This window comes from Isosphaeraceae bacterium EP7 (assembly GCA_038400315.1).
Classification (GTDB): Bacteria; Planctomycetota; Planctomycetia; order Isosphaerales; family Isosphaeraceae; genus EP7.
The window spans coordinates 4,238,782-4,260,893 of sequence record CP151667.1 but is presented as its reverse complement, the minus strand read 5'-3'; the positions used below and the strand labels follow the sequence as shown (position 1 = coordinate 4,260,893).

20 protein-coding genes are annotated in these 22,112 nt (G+C 67.1%); 10 read left to right on the top strand and 10 right to left on the bottom strand.

Going from position 1 to position 22,112, the window contains the following annotated elements:
* The first annotated feature begins 229 nt into the window (after window positions 1-229).
* The 4 genes from EP7_RS16505 (at window position 230) to EP7_RS16490 (ending at window position 4,675) form a co-directional block, all read left to right on the top strand.
* A complete protein-coding gene (locus EP7_RS16505) occupies window positions 230-556 on the top strand; it encodes a YhdT family protein (protein ID WP_463522616.1) in 327 nt (108 codons plus the stop codon).
* A complete protein-coding gene (locus EP7_RS16500) occupies window positions 549-2,231 on the top strand; it encodes a sodium:solute symporter family transporter (RefSeq protein WP_463522614.1) in 1,683 nt (560 codons plus the stop codon). Before EP7_RS16505 ends, EP7_RS16500 begins: the two co-directional genes overlap by 8 nt.
* Window positions 2,232-2,303: 72 nt before the next feature.
* A complete protein-coding gene (locus EP7_RS16495; protein ID WP_463522612.1) occupies window positions 2,304-3,815 on the top strand; it encodes a M81 family metallopeptidase in 1,512 nt (503 codons plus the stop codon).
* Between the two features lie 8 nt (window positions 3,816-3,823).
* On the top strand, window positions 3,824-4,675 hold the full coding sequence (locus EP7_RS16490) for a carbon-nitrogen hydrolase family protein (protein ID WP_463522610.1): 852 nt from the start codon (window positions 3,824-3,826) through the stop codon (window positions 4,673-4,675).
* Between the two features lie 9 nt (window positions 4,676-4,684).
* On the opposite strand, the gene EP7_RS16485 is transcribed toward EP7_RS16490, so the two are convergent.
* The gene (locus EP7_RS16485) at window positions 4,685-6,016 is read right to left on the bottom strand and encodes a hypothetical protein (RefSeq protein ID WP_463522608.1); all 1,332 of its coding nucleotides are present in this window, start codon (window positions 6,014-6,016) and stop codon (window positions 4,685-4,687) included.
* 273 nt (window positions 6,017-6,289) lie between these two features.
* On the opposite strand from EP7_RS16485, the gene EP7_RS16480 reads away from it, so the two are divergent.
* From EP7_RS16480 to EP7_RS16470, 3 genes are all read left to right on the top strand, one after another.
* The gene (locus tag EP7_RS16480; protein WP_463522606.1) at window positions 6,290-7,030 is read left to right on the top strand and encodes an SDR family oxidoreductase; all 741 of its coding nucleotides are present in this window, start codon (window positions 6,290-6,292) and stop codon (window positions 7,028-7,030) included.
* Window positions 7,031-7,098: 68 nt separating this feature from the next.
* Entirely contained in the window at window positions 7,099-8,292 is a 1,194-nt protein-coding gene (locus EP7_RS16475) for an SGNH/GDSL hydrolase family protein (RefSeq protein WP_463522604.1), read from the top strand.
* Window positions 8,293-8,370: 78 nt separating this feature from the next.
* A complete protein-coding gene (locus EP7_RS16470; RefSeq protein WP_463522602.1) occupies window positions 8,371-8,874 on the top strand; it encodes a VOC family protein in 504 nt (167 codons plus the stop codon).
* Window positions 8,875-8,939: 65 nt separating this feature from the next.
* Here EP7_RS16470 and EP7_RS16465 read toward each other — a convergent pair whose 3' ends face one another.
* The 8 genes from EP7_RS16465 to EP7_RS16430 form a co-directional block, all read right to left on the bottom strand.
* Window positions 8,940-10,598, bottom strand: a complete 1,659-nt coding sequence (locus EP7_RS16465; RefSeq protein WP_463522600.1) for an acyltransferase family protein — start codon at window positions 10,596-10,598, stop codon at window positions 8,940-8,942.
* A gap of 152 nt (window positions 10,599-10,750) precedes the next feature.
* A complete protein-coding gene (locus tag EP7_RS16460) occupies window positions 10,751-12,148 on the bottom strand; it encodes a DUF1501 domain-containing protein (protein ID WP_463522598.1) in 1,398 nt (465 codons plus the stop codon).
* Between the two features lie 233 nt (window positions 12,149-12,381).
* A complete protein-coding gene (locus tag EP7_RS16455) occupies window positions 12,382-13,821 on the bottom strand; it encodes a hypothetical protein (protein ID WP_463522596.1) in 1,440 nt (479 codons plus the stop codon).
* Between the two features lie 194 nt (window positions 13,822-14,015).
* Window positions 14,016-15,755 (bottom strand): ABC transporter permease subunit, encoded by a 1,740-nt coding sequence (locus EP7_RS16450; RefSeq protein ID WP_463522594.1) that lies wholly within the window; start codon window positions 15,753-15,755, stop codon window positions 14,016-14,018.
* Window positions 15,749-15,904: a hypothetical protein gene (locus EP7_RS16445; protein ID WP_463522592.1), complete on the bottom strand. Its 156-nt coding sequence runs from the start codon at window positions 15,902-15,904 to the stop codon at window positions 15,749-15,751. Before EP7_RS16445 ends, EP7_RS16450 begins: the two co-directional genes overlap by 7 nt.
* A gap of 27 nt (window positions 15,905-15,931) precedes the next feature.
* A complete protein-coding gene (locus tag EP7_RS16440; RefSeq protein ID WP_463522590.1) occupies window positions 15,932-16,831 on the bottom strand; it encodes a metallophosphoesterase family protein in 900 nt (299 codons plus the stop codon).
* A 189-nt stretch (window positions 16,832-17,020) separates the two neighbouring features.
* Window positions 17,021-17,782 carry an SDR family oxidoreductase gene (locus EP7_RS16435; RefSeq protein ID WP_463522588.1) on the bottom strand — a complete coding sequence of 254 codons (762 nt, stop codon included), beginning with the start codon at window positions 17,780-17,782 and terminating at the stop codon, window positions 17,021-17,023.
* A 286-nt stretch (window positions 17,783-18,068) separates the two neighbouring features.
* On the bottom strand, window positions 18,069-18,851 hold the full coding sequence (locus EP7_RS16430; protein ID WP_463522586.1) for an SDR family oxidoreductase: 783 nt from the start codon (window positions 18,849-18,851) through the stop codon (window positions 18,069-18,071).
* 94 nt (window positions 18,852-18,945) lie between these two features.
* Here EP7_RS16430 and EP7_RS16425 point away from each other — a divergent pair, with 94 nt between their 5' ends.
* Complete coding sequence (locus tag EP7_RS16425; RefSeq protein ID WP_463528429.1) at window positions 18,946-19,314, top strand: winged helix-turn-helix transcriptional regulator; 369 nt, start codon at window positions 18,946-18,948, stop codon at window positions 19,312-19,314.
* A gap of 21 nt (window positions 19,315-19,335) precedes the next feature.
* Here EP7_RS16425 and EP7_RS16420 read toward each other — a convergent pair whose 3' ends face one another.
* Window positions 19,336-20,220 carry a PEP-CTERM sorting domain-containing protein gene (locus tag EP7_RS16420; RefSeq protein WP_463522584.1) on the bottom strand — a complete coding sequence of 295 codons (885 nt, stop codon included), beginning with the start codon at window positions 20,218-20,220 and terminating at the stop codon, window positions 19,336-19,338.
* A gap of 280 nt (window positions 20,221-20,500) precedes the next feature.
* On the opposite strand from EP7_RS16420, the gene EP7_RS16415 reads away from it, so the two are divergent.
* Together EP7_RS16415 and EP7_RS16410 are read left to right on the top strand one after the other, a co-directional pair.
* Complete coding sequence (locus EP7_RS16415) at window positions 20,501-20,911, top strand: ester cyclase (protein WP_463522582.1); 411 nt, start codon at window positions 20,501-20,503, stop codon at window positions 20,909-20,911.
* 264 nt (window positions 20,912-21,175) lie between these two features.
* Entirely contained in the window at window positions 21,176-22,000 is an 825-nt protein-coding gene (locus tag EP7_RS16410; RefSeq protein ID WP_463522580.1) for a tetratricopeptide repeat protein, read from the top strand.
* The last annotated feature ends 112 nt before the right edge of the window (window positions 22,001-22,112 follow it).

The following is a 22,112-nucleotide window of genomic DNA, read 5'->3' as shown; positions in this document are numbered from 1 at the left end:
AGGGGAGAGGTGATCGTGAAGATGACCGGAAGTTCTAAAGAATACAAGGGGATTGTTTGAGACTTGATGCAGAATTTTCGCCAAGTAATGCGGTTTCGGGTAACCGGTTGCAACCTGGGCCGCCGCGTGAGACAACGGTTCAGCCTACCGCCCTTGCGGCCCGCATGCCGGGCCGACCACCCGCCGGTTCCTTGATCGGTTTCGCCCACCTCGTTCGGAGGAGCCCGCCTTGGCCGAGTCGACCGATCCCGTGCTGAAGAACGCGCGCAGGGAGGCCATCTGGATCGGCCTCGCCTGGCTCGCGGCCACGATCTATTGCTGCACTTATTCGTATCTTTTCGGCTATAACACCGCCACCCGCACGCTGGGCCCGGCCGACGTCAAGCCCATCTGGGGGATCCCCTCGTGGGCCTTCTGGGGTTGGATCGTCCCCTGGCTGGTCTGCGGCGTGTTCACCGTCTGGTTCGCCGGTTTCGTCATGAAGGACGATGATTTGGGCGTCGACCATTCCGCGGAGCTCGAGGCGGACATCCGCGAGGGGGCCGTCGATGCCTGACGTCGATCCCGGGAGGGCCCAGCCCGCGACGCTGGTGGCCCTGGTCCTCTTCACGCTCATCTCGCTCGGCCTGGGCGTGGTGGCCAACATGGTCGCCAGCCGCAGGGCCGGCTTCCTCCAGAAATACTTCCTGGGCAACCGCTCGCTGGGCGCCTTCGCCGTCGCGCTGACGGCGGCCGTCATGAGCGGCGGCACCTTCATGGGCTTCCCCGCGCTGATCTACACCCACGGCTGGGTGGTCGGCCTCTGGATCGCCTCGTACATGATCGCCCCGCTCACCGTGCTGGGCGTGCTGGGCAAGCGCATCGGCCAGCTCTCCAGGCGCACCGGCGCGATTACACTGCCCGACCTCTTCCGCGAGCGGTTCGGCAGCCCCACGCTGGGCCTGCTCACCAGCCTCCTGGTCATGTTCTTCCTCACCTGCAACCTGGTCCCGCAGTTCAAGGCCGGCGCCGTGATCCTCAAGACCGTGCTCCCCTCCGAGACGGTCAACATGTTCGTCACCGAGGACACCCCGGCCACGGCCGACATCGGCTACTTCCTCGGGCTGGCGATCTTCTCCATCACCGTCATCGCCTACACGGCCTACGGCGGGTTCCTCGCGGCGGTCTGGACCGACGTCTTCCAGAGCCTCGTCATGGCCGTGGGGGTGATGATCCTGCTCCCACTTGCGCTGTGGCAGGTGGGGGGCATGGAGCAGGCGACGACCAAGGGGATGGAGCTGGCCGGCAACGGGTTCGCCTTCGGGCCCGGGGCGGGTCGAGACTTCCATACCATCGGTTTAGCCTTCTCGTTCTTCGTCATGTGGGCCATCACCGGCATGGGCCAGCCCTCGACGATGGTCCGCCTGATGTCCTTCAAGGACTCGCGCACGCTCCGCACGTCGATCATCTACCTGGTGTTCTACAACATCGTGATCTACGTGCCGCTCGTGCTCATCTTCGTCGCCGCCAGGAGCATCCTGCCCGACCTGGCCAAGCCCGACGAGGTGATGCCGCGGATGGTCATCAAGCTGGCCAACCCCTACATCGCCGGCCTGATCATGGCCGCCCCCTACGGGGCCGTCATGAGCACCGTCAGCGGGTTCCTGCTCATCGTCGCCTCGGGCCTGGTGCGCGACGTCTACCAGCGGTTCCTTCGCCCCGCGGCGACGGAGCGCGAGGTCGAGCGGGCGAGCTACATCGCCACCGTCGGCGTCGGCATCCTGGCCGCCGTCGTCGCGATCAATCCCCCGCAGTACCTGCAAATGATCGTGGTCTTCTCCTCCAGCGGGATGGCCGCGGCCTTCCTGATGCCCGCGATGCTGGGGGCCTTCTGGCGCAGGGCCAACGCCGCCGGCGCGATCGCCGCGATGTCGGTGGGCGCCGCCGTCACCATGGGCCTCTACGTCGCCGGCTTCGTGCTGAAATATAAGTACGGAGTCGACCCGACGATCGGCCCCCAGCCCACCGGCCTGTTCGTGGCCTATTACCTGCTGGGCCTCGACCCCTGCGTCTGGGGCCTGGGCGCATCGCTCGCCGCGGGTGTCATCGTCAGCCTGCTGACGGCCCCCCTCGACGAGGAACGCGTCTCGCTGCTCTTCGATGTCCAGCCCCCCAATGCGCCGGCCCCGGCGACGTTGGACCTGAGGCACGCCGCGGAAGGCCACGCCCACGGCGCGAGCCCGGCCGTCTGAACGAGACCAGGGCGCGGCGGACGGTTCTCACCCGCCGCGCCCGACCTTCACGAATGACGAGGGCCGCCTCCCATGATCCGGATCGCCGTCGGCGGCCTCATGCACGAGTCGAACACCTTCTCCGCCACGCCTACCGGCCTCGGCGGCTTCGAGTCGGGCGGGCTCGAAGTCGGCCCGGGCATCCGCGACCGCTGGGGAGACGCACACCACGAGGTCGGCGGCTTCTTCGAGGGCGCGAAGTCCCTCGGCTTCGAGGCCGTCCCGACGCTCATGGCCTGGGCCACACCGTCGGGCACCGTCGGCCGCGACACCTACGAGATCCTCGTCGACAGGCTGCTCAACCAGATCCAGGCCGCGGGCCCCCTCGACGCCGTCCTGCTCGCGCTCCACGGCGCGATGGCCGTGGAAGGGCTGGACGACGCCGACGGCGAGACCCTGGCCCGAGTGCGACGGACGATCGGGCCCGACAAGCCGCTCATCGTCACGCTCGACCTCCATGCCAACGTCTCGGAGCAGATGGCCGCCCAGTCCAACGCCCTCGTCGCCTACCAGACGTACCCGCACGTCGACCAGCGCCCGCGCGGCCTCAAAGCGGCGACCCTGGCCTACCGGGCGGCTCTCGGGCAGATCAGGCCCGTCCAGGCGATCTCCAAGCCCCCGATGCTCATCCACCTGCTCGCCCAGGAGACCGGGCGCGGGCCGATGGCCGCCCTGATGGCGCAGACGAACATCCTCGCGAGTTCGGCCGGGATCCTCGACGCCAGCCTGCTCGCCGGCTTCCCCTACGCCGACGTCCCCGCCTGCGGCCCGACCTGCGTGGTCGTCGCCGACGGCGATGCCGCGCTCGCCCGCCGCGAGGCCAGCTTCCTGGGCGAATCCCTCTGGGCCGCCCGCGCCACCCTCACCGCCGGCCCTCCCGGCCCCGCCGAGGCGGTCGCCCTGGCCAGGCAGGTCACCGCTCGCCCCGCGCTGCTCATCGACCTGGGAGATAACATCGGCGGCGGATCCGCGGCCGACAGCACGGTCCTGCTGCACGAGCTGATCCGCCAGGACGCCGGCCCGAGCCTGGTCGTCCTGCACGACCCCGCGGCCGCGCAGGCCTGCCGCGACGCCGGCGTCGGGGCCACCGTGCACCTGGAAGTCGGTGGCAAGGCCGACACGAATGCCCCCCCCGTGTTCGTCTCCGGCCGGGTCGAGACGCTACACGACGGGCTCTACGTCGAGGAGCAGGCCCGCCACGGCGGGATCCGCCTGAACGACCAGGGGCCGACGGCCGTCATTCGTGTTCCCGCCGCGCCGGGCGGCGAGCATGCCGTCGTGGTCAACTCGCTCAGGCATCCGCCGTTCAGCCTGGGGCAGATCACCAGCCTGGGGCTCGACCCGCACGGCTTCGACCAGATCGTCGTCAAGGCGGCGGTCGCCTACAAGGCGGCCTATGTCCCGCTCGGGGGGACGGTCATCGAGGTCGATACGCCGGGCCTGACCGCCGCCAATCCGAGGCTGTTCGAGTATCATCGGATCCGCCGGCCGATCCTCCCGCTCGACCCCGGCACCGTGTGGACCGACCAAGTTCCTTCGAAGTGAGGCCGACCTTGAGCACGTCCAAACTGGTCCGGGTGGCCGCCGTGCAGATGGAGCCGAAGCTGGGCAAGCTCGGCCGCAACCTCGACGCGATCCTCTCGAAGCTCGACGAGGCCGCCGCCACGGGCGCCGCGCTCATCGCGTTCCCCGAGTGCGCCCTCACCGGCTACGGCTTCGGCAGCAAGGCCGAGGGCATGGACCACGCCGAGACCATCCCCGGCCCCGCCACGAACAAGGTCGCCGAGGCCTGCGCCCGCCTAGGAGTTCACGCCGTCTTCGGCCTGCTGGAGCGCGACGGCGACCGACTCTTCAATGCCTGCGTCCTCGTCGGCCCCTCGGGCCTGGTCGGCTCCTATCGCAAGATCCACCTGCCGTTCCTGGGCATCGACATGCACGTCGACCCCGGCGACCGCCCCCTGGACGTGCTTAATGCCGGCGACGTTCGCATCGGCATGCACATCTGCTACGACGCCGGATTCCCCGAGACCGGCCGCATCCAGACGCTCCTGGGCGCAGACCTCCTCGTCCTGCCGACCAACTGGCCCACCCACGCCGAGTGCGCCGCCGAGCACATGATGCCCACCCGGGCGATGGAGAACGTCGTCTACGCGATGGCCATCAACCGGGTCGGCGAAGAAGCCGGCTTCCGCTTCATCGGCCGGAGCTCCATCGTCGACCCCGCCGGCAACGTCCTTGCCATGGCCGGCCCCGACGAAGAGGTCATCCTCCAGGCCGACATCGACCCCATCCGTGCCCGAACCAAGCGCCTCATCCGGGTCCCCGGCAAGCACGAAGTCGACCGCATCGGCGACCGCCGCCCCGCCTTCTACGGCCCGCTCATCGAGCCCAACGGCCGGGCTTGAGCACGCCGGTCATTTCTCCTCGACCCGACCGGAAGCCGGCCCCGGCTCGACTGGATCCAACGCGGCGGCCGGATCGGGGAAATAGTGACGGATGGCCTCGGCGGAAAAAGCGGGTGGGCGGCCCATCTCGCGGGTAAACAGCGGCACGGCGACCGCATCCTTGAGCAGGGCCATCCACTGGCGGTCACCCCGATCCACAAGCTCGGCCTCGCCCAGCCTCCAGAGCAGCGTGGGCGCGATCAGGCTCGAGTCGAGCCATCGGGCCAGATCGTCGGCGGGGAGCGCCCGGGCCGCCGCCAGCGCGGCCGGGTCGCTCGCGTAGATCCGCAGGCGGGGCTCGGCAAATTCCGGCCGTTCGAAGATCGGCCGGTCGCACCAGGCGAGGTCATTCGCGGCCAGGAGTCGCAAGACCCTGCGGCTCCGCTCGGGCTCCCCGTTCAGGAAGGATTCCAGGGCGGGGGTGTGCGCCAGTGGGTCGGGCCATTCCGCCGGCTGACGCACCTCCGACCACCCGTGGATCAGAGGCCGCAAGTTCGAGAGCGATTCCTCGGCGGTCGCGTATTGCGCCCGATAGACGTCCGAGATTGGCCGCGTGAGCGCCTCGGCCGCCGCCAGCTCGTCGAGGGCCCGTCTCAGCAGGGCGAGGTCGACCTTCGGGTCGCGGCCCCATTCAAAGACCGGTTCGATCGCCACCTCGGCCAGGTTTGACGCCTCGAAGCGGGCCGTCGGCTCCGCCATCGCCATGTGACGACTGGCCCTGATCGCGGCAATCAAGTGCGCCCAGGCCCCGGCCAGGTCCCCTTCTCTCCTGAGCCGCCCCGCCTCCATCAGCGCCGCGTCGGCGAGCGCCGCCAGCCTCTTCGTCGCTTCGAGCCTGATCGCGGTCGCCCTCGCCCCGGTCATACCCCCCTCGACGTCGATGAACGCATCGGGGCGAGACGCTCCCTCGATCAGCAGCTCCATCGCCCCGGGATGCTGCGACATCCAGGCCCGCATCACGGGGTCCACCCCGTTCTGGTCGACGTACCCGCTCGTTGCTACGCCACCTTGGGCCTCGATCACCTCACCGAGCCCCTCGATCGCCCTGAGATAAGGGCCGAAGGCATTGAGCTCGGCGGGTGGCCGCGTGCGCGTGACGCGAAACGCCCGATCCCCGACGTCGGGGAGTTCACGCAGCTGCGACCACCTCCAGAGCAACGTCCAGGTCGCGACGATCGCCAGCAGATAAACCGCCAGGACGGCGAACCTCCTGTAGCCACGCACCCGCGTTGGTAGGTGGAGCACCGTCGATGCAAACGCCGGGATGAGTTCGAGCGGGCGGGCCAGTCGTTCCACGGGCATTGCGTGCTCCTCCGGTACCCGACGAGCGTACCAGCCCCCGCGACATGAGTGAATGGAGGACATTCCTTACCCCGGAAGAAGTCCGGGCTGCCGGCCGCCCGAGCACTCTCCCCCCGACCATGGCACGCCTCGCGGCGATCGGACCGGCCGGCGAGGCCCGTCGCCCCACCCCCAACGCCGGGTTACAATCGCCCGGTCGCATGGCTCCCGCCCGTCAATGATCTCGGGCCGGGCCGGTCGTGCAACCAGCGGGTCGTCAAAGGGGGAGACAGCATGCCGGGACTCGTCGGGAAGGTCGCATTGGTGACGGGGGCCTCCCGGGGGATCGGCCGGTCGATCGCCGTTCGCCTGGGTCGGGAGGGGGCCTCGGTCGTCGTCAATTATTCGGGCAACGCCCAGGCAGCAGGCGACACCGTCGCCGCCGTCGAAGAGGCGGGCGGCAAGGCTTTTGCCGTGCAGGCCGACGTGGGCAGGGTCGCTGACGTGGTGCGACTCTTTGACGAGGCGATCGGCCGATACGGCCGGCTCGACATCCTGGTCAACAACGCGGGCGCCCTGACCAACGCGCCCATCGCCGACGTGACCGAGGAAGAGTTCGACCGCCTCTTCGCCGTCAACGTCAAGGGGGTCTTCTTCGCCTGCCAGCAGGCCGCGCGACGGATGGCCGACGGCGGGCGTATCATCAACTTCTCGTCGTCGACCACCGCGATGATGCTGCCGACCTACGGGGCCTACGTCGCCACCAAAGGGGCCGTCGAGCAGATGTCCCGCGTCCTGGCCAAAGAGCTGGGACCTCGCGGGATCACCGTGAACGTCGTCTCCCCCGGCCCGACCGACACCGAGCTGTTCAGCCAGGGGAAGTCCGAGCAGGACAAGCAGCGGTTCGCCCAGATGGCCGCCCTGGGCCGGCTTGGTCGGCCGGAAGACATCGCCGACGTCGTGGCCTGGCTGGCCGGCGACGAGTCTCGCTGGGTGACCGGGCAGAACATCCGCGCCAATGGCGGCCTCATCTGAGCTGGCCGGCCTCTCCCGCCCCGCAACGGGCCGCCGAAACGAACAATCCATCCTCGCGGAGAATCCCGATGCAATTCCGATCGCGCTGTGTCCTGTCCCTCCCGGCATTGATCGGCCTCGTGGCCACCCCCGCACGGGCCGAAGATCCGCAGCCGCGACCGGCGCCGATCTCCGAACGCCTGCCCGATCTCCACCTTCTCAAGGGGCCCTGGGACGGCGGCACCATCCACCGCGAGAGCGTGCTGTTCATCAAGGGGGCGGACGGCAAGCCGTCGGCCAGGCTCCTCTATGACGCCGAACGCGTGCTCGAAGTCCGTTCCGCCGATGGACTCCGCTCGTTCGAGAACGAGACCGACTATCAACTGACCCCCGACGGCTCGGGGATCGTGCTCCCCCAGGGTTCGAAAATCGCGTCGCTCGCCGAGGGGGAGCTGTTCCCTCCCAAGGGATCGCCCAATAGCATCGGCCACCGCACAGGTCATCCCGAGACGAGCATCCTCTTCGACAACGCCCACTTCTTCCACGACCGCCAGGTCGAGGTAAGCTACGTCCCCAGGGACGCGAAGTGGGATGCCTACAGACCTTCGTTCGCGGGCGAACGGCTCGGGCGAACCATCGACAGGCTCAAGGCGAAGCAGCCCGTGACGATCGCCGTTAGCGGCGACAGCATCTCCGAGGGATACAACGCATCGGAGTTCACCAAGACACTCCCGTTCCTCCCCCCCTACCCCACGCTGGTCGCGGCCCAGCTCGAGGCGACCTACGGCGCCAAGGTCACGCTCCGCAATTTCGCCGTCGGCGGCTGGTCGTCGGGGCAAGGGCTCAACGACGTCGACAAGCTCCTGAAGTCGAACCCCGACCTGATCGTGATCGCCTACGGGATGAACGACGTCGGCGGGCGTAACCCCAAGGCGTTCCGGGCGAACATCGAAGCCATGCTCAAGCGCATCCATGCGACGAATGCGGAGACCGAAGTCATCCTGGTCGCCACCATGACCGGCAACCCCGACTGGATGGCGACCCCGCCGTCGATGTTCCCCGAGTACCGCGAAGCGCTGGCCTCGCTCGAAGCCCCGGGAGTCGTCCTCGTCGACCTCACTTCAATCTGGAGTCGATTGCTGGCTCGGAAGCATCACCTCGACCTCAACGGCAACGGGGTCAATCACCCCAACGACTATGGCCACCGCGTCTACGCCCAGGCGATCCTCGCCCTCCTGGTCGATCCCGCCCTCTTGGCCGGGAAGACATCGGGAAAACCTTGACGATGGCAGGCATGTCGGCGGCCCGGTCCATGTCCTGGTCGCCGACATCCGCCCCAGGAAACGACCGGGAGCAGGGCCATGAGCGAGCCAATCGATCCACGCGTCGGGATCGGGCATGTCCACCTCAAGGTGGCCGACCTGGACCGCGCCCTCGACTTCTACCGCGGTGTGCTCGGCTTCGGGCTGACCCAGCGGTACGGCAAGAGCGCCGCGTTCCTCTCCGCGGGCGGCTACCACCATCACATCGCCCTGAACACATGGGAGAGCCTCGGCGGCACGCCCCCGCCGCCGGGCACCACCGGCCTCTATCACCTGGCCATCGTCTATCCGACCCGCGTCGCGCTCGCCGATGCCCTGCGAAAGCTCATCGCGGCAGGAATCCCCCTGGAAGGCGCGAGCGACCATGGGGTCAGCGAGGCCCTCTATATCCGCGACCCCGACGGCAACGGCGTGGAACTCTACTGGGACCGCCCCCGCGAGGAATGGCCGCGCGACCATGACGGCGGCCTGGCCATGTTCTCCCGGCACCTGGACCTCGACAACCTCCTGTCCCAGGGCGCGGCCACCTCGCAGGCCCCCTGATCGGTCCGGTCCCCCGAGCGTGAGGGATCGGCCGTTAACGCAGACGTCACTGACGTGACACGGCTTCATGCGACGACGACGGGCGCCCCGGCAGGCGCGGGCCTGGTGCGCGGCCCGTTCAGCAACCGCCCCAGCCAGGTGTAGCGGACCATGGCCTGATAGGTCCACAACAGGAACGCGGTCACCGCCACGACGATGAGCACGAACTTCACCGGGGCCGGGATCGGCCAGTCTCGGACCACGTACTGGGCCCCGATGATCAGCGGCAGGTGGGCGAGATAGAGCCAGTATGCCGAGTCGGACAGATAACGCATCGTCGGGCTCTCGACCGAGCAGACCCGCCGGAACAATCCCATGAGTCCGAACGTCATGAGCCAGGGGAAGGCCGCCTGCAACAGAACCATCAGGACTCGTCGCTGCAGCGGCCCGAGTTCAGCGCCCGCGGGCCCGGCCCAGCCCGCCATGAGGGCCATCCCCAGCGGGAAGACGACGAGGAGCCCGATCGAGAGCGGCAGCCACCATCGCAGGCCGACGCGACCGGACCGGTCTTCGGCCCCGTAATAGAGGGCACCGAAGCCGAAGAAGATCGCGTAATAGGCCAGGACGTGCGGGATCGGCAGAAGGCCGATCGAGGTATCGGGCCCGAAGATCGGGGACGCGCCCCCGTCTCCCATGGACCAATGGGGAATCATCGTCAGTGGGACCAGCCAGAGGTAGCGGGCGGGCGAGAGGACCAGCCAGTCGGGCAGGTGGACCGAGGGCAGCCTCGCGCCGAGGGCGGAGAGGGCCGCATAGCCGACGACGAGCCACCAGAGAAACCAGAGGAACCAGAGGTGGTGGAAGATGGGGATCTGCATCAGCAGTTCCGCCACGCTCGTCGTGCGCCCCACCTTCGCGCCACGCTGGCGCAGGGACTCCGCGATCGTGGCCTTGTGCCGTCCCAACCCGTCTTCGTTCGCCTTGAGTTGGAGGAGCGACGCGTAGAACCGGGTGGTCTCCTCATCGAGGACCGCGAGATCGAGAGGCGTGTTACCGCGCTTATTCGTCGCGTTGACCTTCGCGCCGTTCCTGAGGAGCACATCGACGGTAAGCTCGTGACCCAGAAAGGCCGCCGCGTGCAGGGCCGTCCCGCCTTCACGGTCGGAGGCGTTCACATCGGCGCCCCGCTTGATGAGCAGTTCGATCGCCTCGGCCCGACCGGAGGCCCCCGCCCAGAGCAGCGGCGTCCCGCCCTGTTCGGGATCCGTCTCATCCACCGCCACACCGCTCGCCAGGTACCCCTCGATGGCGCCGAGGTCCCCTGCCTGGGCGGCCGTCCAGATGTTCGACGCCTTGGCGGCCGGCTTCAGGGCGGCCGGCTTGGGGGGGGCGGACGACATCGCGACGCCCGAGATCCAGATCGTGGCCGGGACGACGGTGGCCATCCCCAGCAACAACGGGAGGAACACCCTGTGGAACCGGTGCTTGACCAGCGCCCAACGGCCTCGGCGGTGGAGCAGCATGGCGCTGAAGAAACCGCACATGACGAAGAAGAGCGGCATCCGGAAGCCATGGATGGCCGAGAACACGATCCCGAAAGCAGGATCCTGCCGACGATCCGTGACGACCCAGAACGACGGGAAGAACGAGAGCGACCCGTGCAGGACGATCCCCAGCAGCATGGCGCCCGCCCGCAGGGCGTCCAGGTCGGATCGTCGGCCGAGGGAGGGGTTTTCGTGGCTCATGGAAGACGTTCGCCCAACCACGTCCGAAATTATGCCGAGACTTCCCGACGCGACCCAAGAACTTCAGAGTCCCGCCCGGCGGAATCCCCGGTGCCCTGAATTGCCCGGGAATCCATGCTCGACCGATCGGACCTCGCGATCACCGATCGACGTCAGAGGATCGCGTGGAGGACCGTGCCCCGGCTGATCGGGTGGGGGCGGCCGAGGGGATCTTGGTACTCGGTGTCGGGGCTGTAGCCGAGGCAGTGGAAGATGGTGGCCGCCAGATCTTCGGGCCGAACCAGCCCGTCGCGCGGGTCGCCGCCGATCTTGTCCGAAGCCCCGTACACCTGGCCTCCGCGCACCCCTCCGCCCGCGAGGCTCACCGAGAAGACGGTCCCCCAGTGGCCCCGGCCCCCCCTGGCATCGAGGTTCGGCGTCCGGCCGAACTCGGACATGCAGACGACCAGCGTCTCGTCCAGGAGGCCTCGCCGGTCGAGGTCTTCGAGCAGCGCCGAGTAGGCCTGATCGGTCGGCGGCATCAGCACCGTCTTGAGGCGGCCCGCCTCGTTCTCGTGGCTGTCCCAGCAGGGATTGGCCTGCGGCTCGTCGGCCGCCCGATACCAGTTGACCTGCGCCAGCCGGACCCCGGCCTCGACCAGGCGGCGGGCCAGCAACACCCCCTGGCCGAACGGGCTGGCCCCGTAACGGTCGCGGCTCTCTCTCGGCTCGTCATCGAGCTGGAATGCCCGTCGCGCCTGGGCCGACGAGAGGAGGTCGAGCGCCTGCCGGGTCAGCCCCTCCATCGACTTCGCCCCGAGGCCCTGGCTGAAGGCGTTGACCTCGTCGAGGAGACTTTTGCGCCGCCCCAGCCGGGCCGGGTCGAGGTCCGCGGGCAGGTTGATCTCCCGGATCTGGTAGCCCTCGGCGGTCGGCACGGCGTTCAACAACCAGGGGTCGCTCGACCGGCCCAGGAACCCCGCATCCTGGCCGGGCCAGATGCTGCCGTCGGTATTGAAGATCCGGTGCGGCAGCGTCACGGCGGAAGGCAAACCGCCCAGGGGCGGGGCGAGCCGGCCGACCAGCGCACCCAGCACCGGGGCATCGTTGGGCGCCCCCGGGTTGGCGTTCTCGAAATTCTTCGGGTTGTGGGGCTGCCCGGTCAGCATGTAATAGCCGCTGGACGAGTGGGCGTTGTCGCCCGTGGACATCGCCCGCAGGATGCAGAGCTTGTCGGCCACCGCGGCGGTCCGCGGCATCAGCTCCGAGAGGCTCAGGCCGGGAACCTTCGTGGCGATCGGCCGGAACTCGCCGCGAATCTGCTCGGGGGCGTCCGGCTTGGGGTCCCAGGTGGAGTGCTGCGGCACCCCGCCCATCAGGAACAGCGCGATGCACGACCTGGCCCGCCCGAACGTCGAGCCGGCCGACGCACGCCCCCCGGCGACCCCGGCGCGGGCCAGGTCCGCGATGTTCAGGCCCGAGCCCAGCAAGCCGAGCCCGCCTACGCGGAGGATCTCGCGGCGTGTCAAGCCGTCGCAAAGACGGGACGAAGGGCCGAGGAATCGAAGCATCCGAGCCGCTCCGCTCTCGAAATTCGTGCATAGGTTTGAGGTCTGGGATCCACGAACCCTAGCAAAAATTCCAACATTCATCAAGCAAGCGATAAACGCCGCCCCGACAGTGCCCGAAGAGGAGGAAAGCCCCTCTGAAAGTCGGCTTGCGCATGCGAAGAGGACCGGCACCGCGGCCCGCTCCTCGCGGCCGCCGCACCGGTCCTCAGTTCTTCTCGCGAAGTGACAGATCGTTATCGCTTCGGCAGCGGGTCGGGCTCGTCGTCCTGGTCGGGCTGGATGCTCGACAGCGGCTTGGGGTCCAGGCCCAGGTCGTTCCGGTCATTCCGGTCGGTCTCGGGCCGGTCGCGGCTGGCCTCGGGGCGGTCGAGCACCCCGGGCTTGTCGATCTCGGAGGCGAAGATCCCGCCTCGTTGGTCTTTCCAGCGATGGAAGTTGTCGATCCCCTGCACGAGCTGGATGCAGAAATCGGCCGACTGGCTCCCCTCGTCGAACGCGACGCCCCCCTTGCTGGTGCACTTGTTGTTCTTGAACCAGCGCATCCAGCGATCGTCGCCCGGCGCCGGGGGGTTCTGTTCGAAGAACGGGGCCATCTCCGACTTGATCGGATACTGGGCCGTCGAGTGGCAGCTCATGCAAGAACTGCGGGGATTGTCCACCGGACCGTTCAGGCGGCCGTTCCACCCCAGGTGGGTCGCGGGCAATTCGTCCCGGTCCTCGTTGATGATCGATTCCCGGATCTCCGCGACCGTCAAGGTCCGCTCGGGGCAGCGGATGTGATACTTGTCGGTCCTGACTCCCTCGTCGTTGCCCCACTGCACTCCCACGGGCACGAGGTTGTCCCAGCGGTCGGCCCGCTTCAGCGTCCCGTTGTACTGGAACGTGCCGAACAGCCAGCCCGTCGGCGTCCGGTCGTCCCGCACCATGACGTCCATCTGGATCAGGGCGAGCGGCCGCACCGAGCGATTGTCCGACGCGAAGTTGTCGCAGATATAGCCCTGCCAGAGGATCGGATCCACCAGGCTGGGCACCTGCTCGGTCGGCACGTCCACGTACAGCAGCTTGCAAATCACCGAGCCGTGGCCGAACTCCGCCCCGCCCTGCAAGTCGGGGGCCTCGTGGTTCTTCCAGACCTGGCCGATCGTGTATCCCGCGATCTCGTTGTAATACGCCACGGCATAGGTCTGCCCGCCGGAGTACGTCTGTCCCGGGGCGAGCTGGTACTTCTTGACCTCCGCCTCCTTCGTCATCCCTCGGATTCCCTCGCGCCCGGTGGGGCCGAAGTGCTGCCAGGGCATGTGATACCAGCGGCGGACCTTGTTCTCCTCGACCCGCCAGTCGGCCTCGACATTCCCTTCATAGCAATATCGCCTGAGGGCCAGCATATACGGCTTCCAGCCCGCCCGCAGCGACCCTTCCACCCAGTCGCTCCGCGTCTCCGCCCCGAAAAACTCGGGGACCGCGGATTTGTCCGGCGCAACCGACGGATAGTCCTGGCTGAGCTTGAAGCTCCGGCCGGAATACCCCTGGGGCAAGAACCCGAAATCCGGGAACCGTCCCCTCCCCCCTTCCGTCCCCGCGGCCGGGACGGGAGCAGCCCCTTGGGCCACGCCGGCGACGAACACGGCCGCAACGCAGCAGGCCACGCCGGCAACCACCGATCGGCGGAGCATCATCAGAACCCTCAAAGTCAACCGCGCGGGCCCCGCCCGTTCCCCATCATCGGGGAAGTCCATGCACGTCTGGGCCGAGACAAGCGTAGGTCAACTTTTTTGGTGGGACGTCCTCCGCGACAAAGAGCCGGATCCGACCCCTCACGAGGGACGCCGAGCGTCTCTCGGACGCCGCCACCGACAGTACCCGCGGCTCAATGACCCGCCGGATCGCCGCCGATCGCCACGGTCTTCACGGTTTCGGCCCCGTCTCGCAGCATCGGACGAGCCAGGGGGAGCCCGACCTCGACTCGGCCCAGGCATCGGTTGAAGGTGAGCAGCGTCGCGACAAAGAGCAGTACGGCAGCGACCGCATAGACCTGCGTCCAGTAGATCGCCCACTCGATGTGATTTCGATCGGGGTTATTGGCGCACATGTCGGCCGCCAGCTGGCCCGGGAAGAAGAAGGGGCTGGCCATCATCCACCCCTCTCCGTCGGGGCTCCTCATGGAGACCGCCCCGATGAAAAACCAGCCGACCGCAAGGAGGACATAGATCGAAACCGTCAGCGCGATCGCCCGACCGAGCCTGGAGCACCAGGTCGCCATCGCGAGCCCCAGACCGGTGACCGCCGCACCGCAGACGAGAACGAAGAGGAACGTCAGCAGGGCGGAACGAACGTAAGCCCGCTTCAAGGGATCGCTGCAAAGGATGACAAGGACGGGCAGGACCGCCAACCAGGGGACCAGGCGGAACGTCCCCAGCCATTTGCCCATGACAATCTGGCGCGTGGAGAGCGTCGTCGTCATCAGCACGTCGAGGCTTCCCCGAGCCCGCTCCTCGGCCAGCGACGTCGCCGCCGTCACGCTCAGCAGGAGCATCCCGATCGAGACCTGGAGGCCGTTGACCCAGGCCATGCTGAACGAAGACCTCGGCATCATGATCGCGGCGAGGCTCGCGACGACCGCACTCGCCATGAAGCACGCACCCACGACGCGTGCCATCCCCGAGGGGCGAGCCCGGTGCCACTCGCGCCAGAGCACCGGGTTGAAGTCGAGCGAGGGGCCGGGCAGAAGCCGCGACGGGTCGAGTCGGGCGGCGAACCTCTCAAGCCGGCCTCGAACGCTCAGCTTCCTGGCGACGTTCACCCGGGTGCAAACCGCCCGGAGCCTGAACACCGCGACGGCGACGAGCACACACGCGACACCGGTGGTGGCGGCCAGGAAGAGGCCGTACTCGCCCAACGAAACGGTGCCGGGAGACCAGTAAGGCGCGAAGGCCAGGTAATAGGGATCGACCAGCCTGGGGGGAACGGCCAAGGACAATCCGAACGCCGAGTTCAACAACCCGAGGAACGGCCGGCCGGCTAGCCAGATCCCCCAGACGGCATAGGTGCCGAGCAATGCCTCGTGCGTCTTCCTCGCCCAGAGCGAGAGGAGGAACGCGAGCGAGCACCCCAGCACCGCCAGACCGACCGTCACGAGCGACGCCCCGACGAGCGCCTCGGGGTCGACCCCGCCCATCAGGGTCAGGATCGCCATCAGCGGCAACGCGCAGCCCACCAGCCCGACCACCGGCACCAGCCGGGCGGCGAGCTTGCCGAGGACGATCTCGGAGTCGGACAGGTCGGTGAGGAGCACGTGAGTCAACATGCCCGACGAACGATCGTGGCAGACCGCGCCTGCCGTGGCGGCCGGGGCCGCCAGCAGCACCAGGGTCAGCTGGGTCCCGATCATCGCGATGTAGAAATTCTCGCCGAGCTTCGCCAGGTCGCGCAGCGTCGCCCCGCTTCTTGGCCCTACATATTGAGAGTTGGCCACCAGGAGCGCCGCCAGCAGCGTCCCCGCGAACAACACCCGCAGCGCATACCATTGCCACCGCCGCGAGCACGCCGTCCACTCGAACGCGAAGACGGGGCCGAGACCGAGCCGAAGCCCGCGCCGATGATTCACCACGGGTCGAGCCCCTCGGGTCGCGCATCGCTCGAATCGAGCGAGGTGTCCATCGTAATGAACCCCGACGCGACCGTCGTGGGGGTCGCCGTCGGGGCGACGACCGAGAGGGCAAGAACGGTGTGCTCGACCTTCCAAGGATGCCGGATCACAAACTCGAACATCCCGAAGGCAAGCGTTTATTGCGGACGCTCCCAGGTATGCCCCTTCTGCTTGCGGAACCCGGTCAGCTCGATCGTCCCATCCGATCCGATCTCCAGGAGCGAGTAACCGCTGTTCTCGGCGCCCGAGCCTTCCACCATCGCGACCAGCGTGCAGTAGTGGATCCCGCCGATCTCCTTGAGGTCGTTCTGATGGCTGTGCCCCTGGAACACGGCCAGGACCCGCCCCGACGCTTCGAGGACCTTCCGCACCTCGCCGTTATTCTTCACGCCGTGAGCATTGCTGACATCCAGACGTTGGTGCGCGAACACGACGACCGGCTTGTCATTCGCCTTGAGATCCCCTTCCAGCCATTCGAGTTCGGCGGCGGGAATGTTGGCGTCGTCCCACTTCGAGTTCTTCCGGCCATACGGCTTGCCATCGCCGCGGAAGCAGGCATCCAGCACGACGAAATGGATTCCGCCCCGGTCGAACGACTCGTACGACGTCGCCTGCCCGACGTCGCCCAGGAACTCCTCTTTCCTCAGCGTCTCCACGCAGTGATTGCCCAGGACGTAGTGCCGATCCTTGCAGATCGCCGAGAATTTCCCTTCGATCGTCCTGAGATAGCCCAACTCCACATCCACCGAGTCGGCCGCATCAATCAGGTCCCCGAGTTCCACCAGGAACGCCGGCTTGTCTTGCTCGAACTGCCGGGCCGCCTCGTCGAGCTTCGCCAGCGTCTCCCGGTAGTGCCGCGTGCCGGCCGGCGCCTTGTCGGCGTAATGCAGGTCGGTGATAAGCCCCACACGCACGCGCGGAGCGCCCTCGTCGGCGATCAGCTTCGCCGACCCCAGAGAGGCCGCCGCCAGCACCAGAGTCCCGTTCTTGAGGAAGGCCCGTCGTCCAAGACGAATGTGGTCCGCGTCAATCGTCACTTCGAGCCCCCGTTTCCCATGCGTCGATCTCGAAGACCGCCCCTCGCGTCCGAGACCGCCGGCCTTCCCGACAAAAGGGAGAGTATCCCCCCTTTCCCCGCCGCGGTGAAGCCACCGGCAGCGGCACATCGACCTCGGACCGTGAAGACTCGGAGTAGGCCTTCCGGAAGCATGGGGCCGCACGATGCCTCAAGCCTTGGCGGCGGTACGCCCGAGCCAGTCGTTGTAACGGGTGGCGCCGAGGCGGGCGCCGGGGCCGGGGCCGGGGGTCAGGCTCCGGTCGTCCACCTCGGTGCCGAAGTATCCGGCCTTGGGATCGGTGATGACGGTTCGCGGGTCATGGTTCGCGATCAAATAGCGGCGGACGAGTTCGTCGAGGGCGATGGCCTCGGGGCCGGCGATCTCGATCGTGCCATTCAAGGGCTCCGCGACGGCGACCTCGGCGAGGATCGCGGCGACGTCATCGGAAACGATCGGCTGCAACAGGGCCGGCGAGAGGCGGACGGTCGTCCCTTCGGTGGCCGATTGGGCGATGCCGCCGACGAACTCGAAGAACTGCGTCGACCGCACGATCGTGTAGGGGATCTTCGCGCCCTGGATCAGCGTTTCCTGGGCCATCTTCGCCCGGAAATACCCGCTCGCCAGCAGCCGTTCGGTGCCGACGACCGACAGGGCGACATGGTGGGAAACCCCGGCAATCGCCTCGGCGGCGAGGATATTCCGGCCCGTCGTCTCAAAGAAGTCCATGACGGCCTTGTCCTCGAACGAAGGCGAGTTCGCCACATCGACGACCACGCTGGCCCCCGCCAGAGCCTCGGCAAGGCCCTCGCCCGTGAGCGTATTCACGCCCGACGAGGGCGACGCCGACACGACCTCGTGGCCAGCCGCCCGCAAGTTGCTCACGAGCTTCGTACCAATAAGCCCGCTGCCGCCAATCACCACAATCTTCATGGCAAGTCTCCCGAATTGTCGCCCGCACATCGCGGCGGAAGGACCAGAGCCGCCACTCGACGAGTGCGACCCGGTCCAATCCCACCGATGCCCCCGACTGACCACAAGGACGAAACCGGCCCCGATTGTGTGACAACTCCGCAGCAACCCCGCGAGAAGCTCGACTCGACGTCGTGCTCCTCGCGCCCCAGCAAGACGACCTCGCTTCAATCAAGTCGAATGTCCCCTTCCCATAAGGTGGGCAGGTCATGGGGTGATGATCAAGCGGCAGATCAACCTCGAGGTCTTACACCGTGGGCACCGTCCCTCCGTCGATGACGTACTCGGCCCCCGTGATGGAGGCCGCTCGTGGCGAGGCGAGGAACGCGATGAGGTCCGCCACCTCTTCGGGACGGGCCGGCCGGCCGATAGGGATGCCCCCGAGCGAGGCCATCAGAGCCTGGCGGGCCTCCTCGATCCCTGAACCCATCGTCTTCGACAACTCCCGGAGAAGTCCCGTGGAGGCCTCGGTCTCGACCCACCCGGGCGAGACCTGGACCACGCGGACGCCCTTCGGGCTCACTTCTTTCGAGAGCCCCTTGCTGTAGTTCGACAACGCGGCCTTCGCCGCGGCGTAGGCCATCGTGGCCTCGGGCAGGGGCAAAACTCGCTGAATCGAGCTGACGTGGATGATGACGCCCGCCCCCCGCTCGAGCATCGACGGCAGCAGGGCCCGATCCAATCGGACCGCCGGGAACAGGTTCAGGTCGAGTGCCCGCCGCCATGCGCCGTCGTCGAGCGCCGCGAACCCTCCCGCGCGGGCCGATGACCCGCCGACGACGTGGACCACGACATCGACCCCGCCAAGTCGCCCCAGGACCGCGTCAGCCACGGTCGTACAGCCCTCGGCAGTCGCCACGTCCGCAGTGACGAAAAACTCGTCGTCCGGGATGTCCGCGGGCCGCGTGCGAGCGGTGGTGAGCACCGTCGCACCGGCCTCCCGCATTCGCCGGACGACCGCCTCGCCGATGCCCTTACTGCCGCCCGTGACGAGGGCTCGTGTGCCCTTGAACCCCAGATAATTGCTCATCGTCGCCTCGGCTTGAGCGATTCAGCAGCCGTCGGTCAACACAAACCGAGAGGGCCAATCGCTTGAGCCGAACTTTATGGCTATACTGACAACCATGGCAAGAACAGACAAAAAAGTGGGGTACTCACCCACAGGTAAGTTAGACGACGTCACCCCCGCGATGGCCGCCAGCGGCGTCGCGGATGCGTTTCGCATCCTGGAGGGGCGATGGAAGATGGCCATCATCTTCCAGCTTTTCGGCAGCGGGGTCCTGCGATTCTCGGAGCTGGAGAAGGCCCTGCCCGCCGTCTCGCAGAAGATGCTGATCCAGCAGCTCCGCGAGCTCGAGCGAGACGGCGTGGTCAAGCGGACCGTCTATCCCCAGGTCCCCCCGAAGGTTGAATACGAGTTGACCGAGTGGGGCAAGGCGATGTGCCCGGCACTCGACGCCCTCCTGGAGTGGGCCGCATTGCGCCCACGTTAAGGCGGGGAACTGGTCGTCCACCTAACGGGTCATGGCCCGACGGTGGGGCTGACGTAGGAGCCGGACCCCGAGGCCTGCGACACCAAGGCCTAAAAGAACAACTGACGCCGGCTCCGGGACCGCGACTGCGAACGGGGTGATCGTCAGGCCCGCCAGGCCTTCGGTCGATAGGCCGGTCGGCCCGACCGCGGTCAATCCACCCGTTGTCCGATCAACCGTGTAGAGGGAATTCGGGTCGGATGAGCCGAAATTGCCTTCGACGAGGTAGAGATTGCCGGAGAGGCCGTCGTACGAGAGACCCCCGACCACTCCGAGTTGACGATCGAGCGTCAGCGCAGAGAGGATTGCACCGGTCGATTTGTCCAGCGTCAGGAGCCTTGAGTCTCCATCCGTGCTGATGCGAGTCTCCAGGACGAGCAGATTACCCGACGCGTCGAATGTCAGGCCGGACATATCGTCAACCCCCCCCGGGACCACACCGATCACCGTGGCCTGCCCCGTGTCGGCATCCAATCGCAGCAGGCTCTGCGTACCCCCGCTCCCGAGGTTAAAGAGCCCGAACAGTTCTTGGGTGCTCGGGTCGAAGCCGAGGTCGCCCTCGCGGATGTCCAGGCCCACCGCACCGATGACAGTCGCGGCCCCGGTGAGCGGGTCGATGCGCATGAGCGTTGATGGGATGTTGTCGCCGAATGTCGTCATCGTAAACAGGGCGCCATCCGCACGCAGGGCGACCCCGACAACCGACTGAAGCCCCGTGTTCCGGAGATTTGTGGCAGCACCGGTCGCCAGGTCGATGTCGTAGAGGCTGCCGTAAAAGGAAATCCCGATCGCCTCGGACCGGGCCGAGGACGCTGTCGCGATCATCGCGAGACAAAGGAGACCGGTGGAATAGATCCTCGTTCGCATCGTCGGAGATTCTCGATAGAAAGGTGATGACGAGAAGAGCCGATCATGATGCCATGGGTGATGCGTTGAATCCAGAAGAATCTTAACGTCGTGAATCGATCCCCTTTTCCCTTTCCTTCGAAAGCTGCTCCGGGCGAGAACCGCGGGGCGGGCCGCGTGCGAGATCATGGGAACCGGCAACGACTTAGCTCGCCATGGGGTCACCCTTGCGCAGAGGTCAGGACCGCGGTAAACTCTCCGGGCCTCTTTGGGGTCGCCCGAACCGTCCGGAGAACCGTCCATGCCCGACAATGCCGCCATCGTCCGCCGGTTCATCGAGGAGGTCATCAATCAGGGGGACGTGGACGGGGCCGATCGGTTCGCCTGGGAGGACGTGGTCGAACTTGTTCCGTTCCCGGGCCAGGGACCTGGCCTAACCGGCCTTCAGGACGTCCTGCGTGGCATGCGTGCCGCGTTCCCCGACATGCACTGGACCATCGAGGAGCAACTCACCGAAGGCGACCGCGTGCTCACTCGGTTCGCGTGGACCGGGACCCACAACGGGCCATTCCTCGGCATCCCGGCCACCGGCCGCGGTGTGTCCGTATGGGGAATGGTCATCGACCGGCTTATCGAAGGGCGGATCAAGGACACCCGAATCCTTATGGACACCTTGGGCCTGATGATGCAGCTGGGGGCGACGACGAGCTGATCGGGTCCGCGTGACTCGACCTCCCGCTGCCCGATCTTCGAGAGATTGGCCAGGTTAACCCTCTCCGGCACATCGGGCCGATCCCAGCCGAGCGTGGCGACTTCGGGGGGGTCGATTCGATGTCCCCTTTTCCCCTCTCGCCCCGCCGCCGGCACTTTCGTCGCCGGGAAGACTCATTTCGCCCCGACACGATTGCATGATCGCACGATATACCTGATGATCTCGCCTCGACGCTCTGAAGTTCGCCCCCCATCGAGTTGAATCATGTCCAAACCGTCCACAAAGACGATTTCAAGACGCATCGTTCTGGGAATCTCGGCATACCTGATTCTGACCGTTTCCGGCGAATGCATGGCCCAGCAGCGGCACGCCCCGGCCGGCGGTATCACCGTCAACGGCAAGTTCTACGCCGGTGGCCAGTTCCTGCCGAACTCCGCCGGATATGACGGCAGTTACGGGGGCGGAGTCGGCATGGGCTTCGGCGGCGGGCTTGCCGAGGCTATCAACGCCCAGCCCTACCGGGCGACTGGCCACGACGCGACAGGATACATTCCGCCGTCACCCCGGATAGGTGGAAGGTCGAAGAAGAAGCGGGCGAGAACGACATCCAAGCCTACCTCGGCGTCAGTCGCCGTCGCGGACAGTCAAAACTCGACCGGCAAGGGCGGATCGCAAGCCCCTGGCTCGGTGACGAAGGCGAATTCAGACCTCGCGATCGCAAAGTCCCTGATACGCCAGGGCAAGCGGGAAGCTGCCGTCGATTGGCTTCTGGCAGTCCGGAAGATGGAGGCAGACATCACGACCGTCAATGAGGCGACGAATTTGCTCGTGGGCTTGGGGCGCAAGCTCAACCGGAGCGACCTGATCGAACTCGCCCAGGAAGACGAGCCTGCTCCCGACGAAGCCGCCTTGTTGCTCTTGAAGGCCGGCCATCTGGAGTCGATGGGGAAGCCCTCCGAAGCCTTGAAAGCCTACCGCTTGCTGATCCAAAATTACCCGGACAGCCCCCAGGCCAAGGCCGCGAAGCAGAGAATTGCCGTCATCGAGATGTCCACCGCAACCTCACCCAAAACGCCAAGTCCTCGTTGAAAGGGAAAAAGGGGACGTTCTACTTTTCCAAGCCCCGCCCCAGGAAGGCGGGCCCACTTCAATAAAGTAGAATGTCCCCTTTTCCCTCGATGACATTGTCCGCCGTCCCGAT

What these genes read in the sequence shown, in the direction of transcription:
- EP7_RS16480 (WP_463522606.1), top strand. Translation starts at nt 6,290, where the DNA reads ATGCCGGGACTCGTCGGGAAGGTCGCATTGGTGACGGGGGCCTCCCGG.
- EP7_RS16485 (WP_463522608.1), bottom strand. Translation starts at nt 6,016, where the DNA reads ATGCCCGTGGAACGACTGGCCCGCCCGCTCGAACTCATCCCGGCGTTT.
- EP7_RS16460 (WP_463522598.1), bottom strand. Translation starts at nt 12,148, where the DNA reads ATGCTTCGATTCCTCGGCCCTTCGTCCCGTCTTTGCGACGGCTTGACA.
- EP7_RS16465 (WP_463522600.1), bottom strand. Translation starts at nt 10,598, where the DNA reads ATGAGCCACGAAAACCCCTCCCTCGGCCGACGATCCGACCTGGACGCC.
- EP7_RS16500 (WP_463522614.1), top strand. Translation starts at nt 549, where the DNA reads ATGCCTGACGTCGATCCCGGGAGGGCCCAGCCCGCGACGCTGGTGGCC.
- EP7_RS16430 (WP_463522586.1), bottom strand. Translation starts at nt 18,851, where the DNA reads ATGAGCAATTATCTGGGGTTCAAGGGCACACGAGCCCTCGTCACGGGC.
- EP7_RS16410 (WP_463522580.1), top strand. Translation starts at nt 21,176, where the DNA reads ATGTCCAAACCGTCCACAAAGACGATTTCAAGACGCATCGTTCTGGGA.
- EP7_RS16455 (WP_463522596.1), bottom strand. Translation starts at nt 13,821, where the DNA reads ATGCTCCGCCGATCGGTGGTTGCCGGCGTGGCCTGCTGCGTTGCGGCC.
- EP7_RS16470 (WP_463522602.1), top strand. Translation starts at nt 8,371, where the DNA reads ATGAGCGAGCCAATCGATCCACGCGTCGGGATCGGGCATGTCCACCTC.
- EP7_RS16495 (WP_463522612.1), top strand. Translation starts at nt 2,304, where the DNA reads ATGATCCGGATCGCCGTCGGCGGCCTCATGCACGAGTCGAACACCTTC.
- EP7_RS16475 (WP_463522604.1), top strand. Translation starts at nt 7,099, where the DNA reads ATGCAATTCCGATCGCGCTGTGTCCTGTCCCTCCCGGCATTGATCGGC.
- EP7_RS16425 (WP_463528429.1), top strand. Translation starts at nt 18,946, where the DNA reads ATGGCAAGAACAGACAAAAAAGTGGGGTACTCACCCACAGGTAAGTTA.
- EP7_RS16420 (WP_463522584.1), bottom strand. Translation starts at nt 20,220, where the DNA reads ATGCGAACGAGGATCTATTCCACCGGTCTCCTTTGTCTCGCGATGATC.
- EP7_RS16435 (WP_463522588.1), bottom strand. Translation starts at nt 17,782, where the DNA reads ATGAAGATTGTGGTGATTGGCGGCAGCGGGCTTATTGGTACGAAGCTC.
- EP7_RS16415 (WP_463522582.1), top strand. Translation starts at nt 20,501, where the DNA reads ATGCCCGACAATGCCGCCATCGTCCGCCGGTTCATCGAGGAGGTCATC.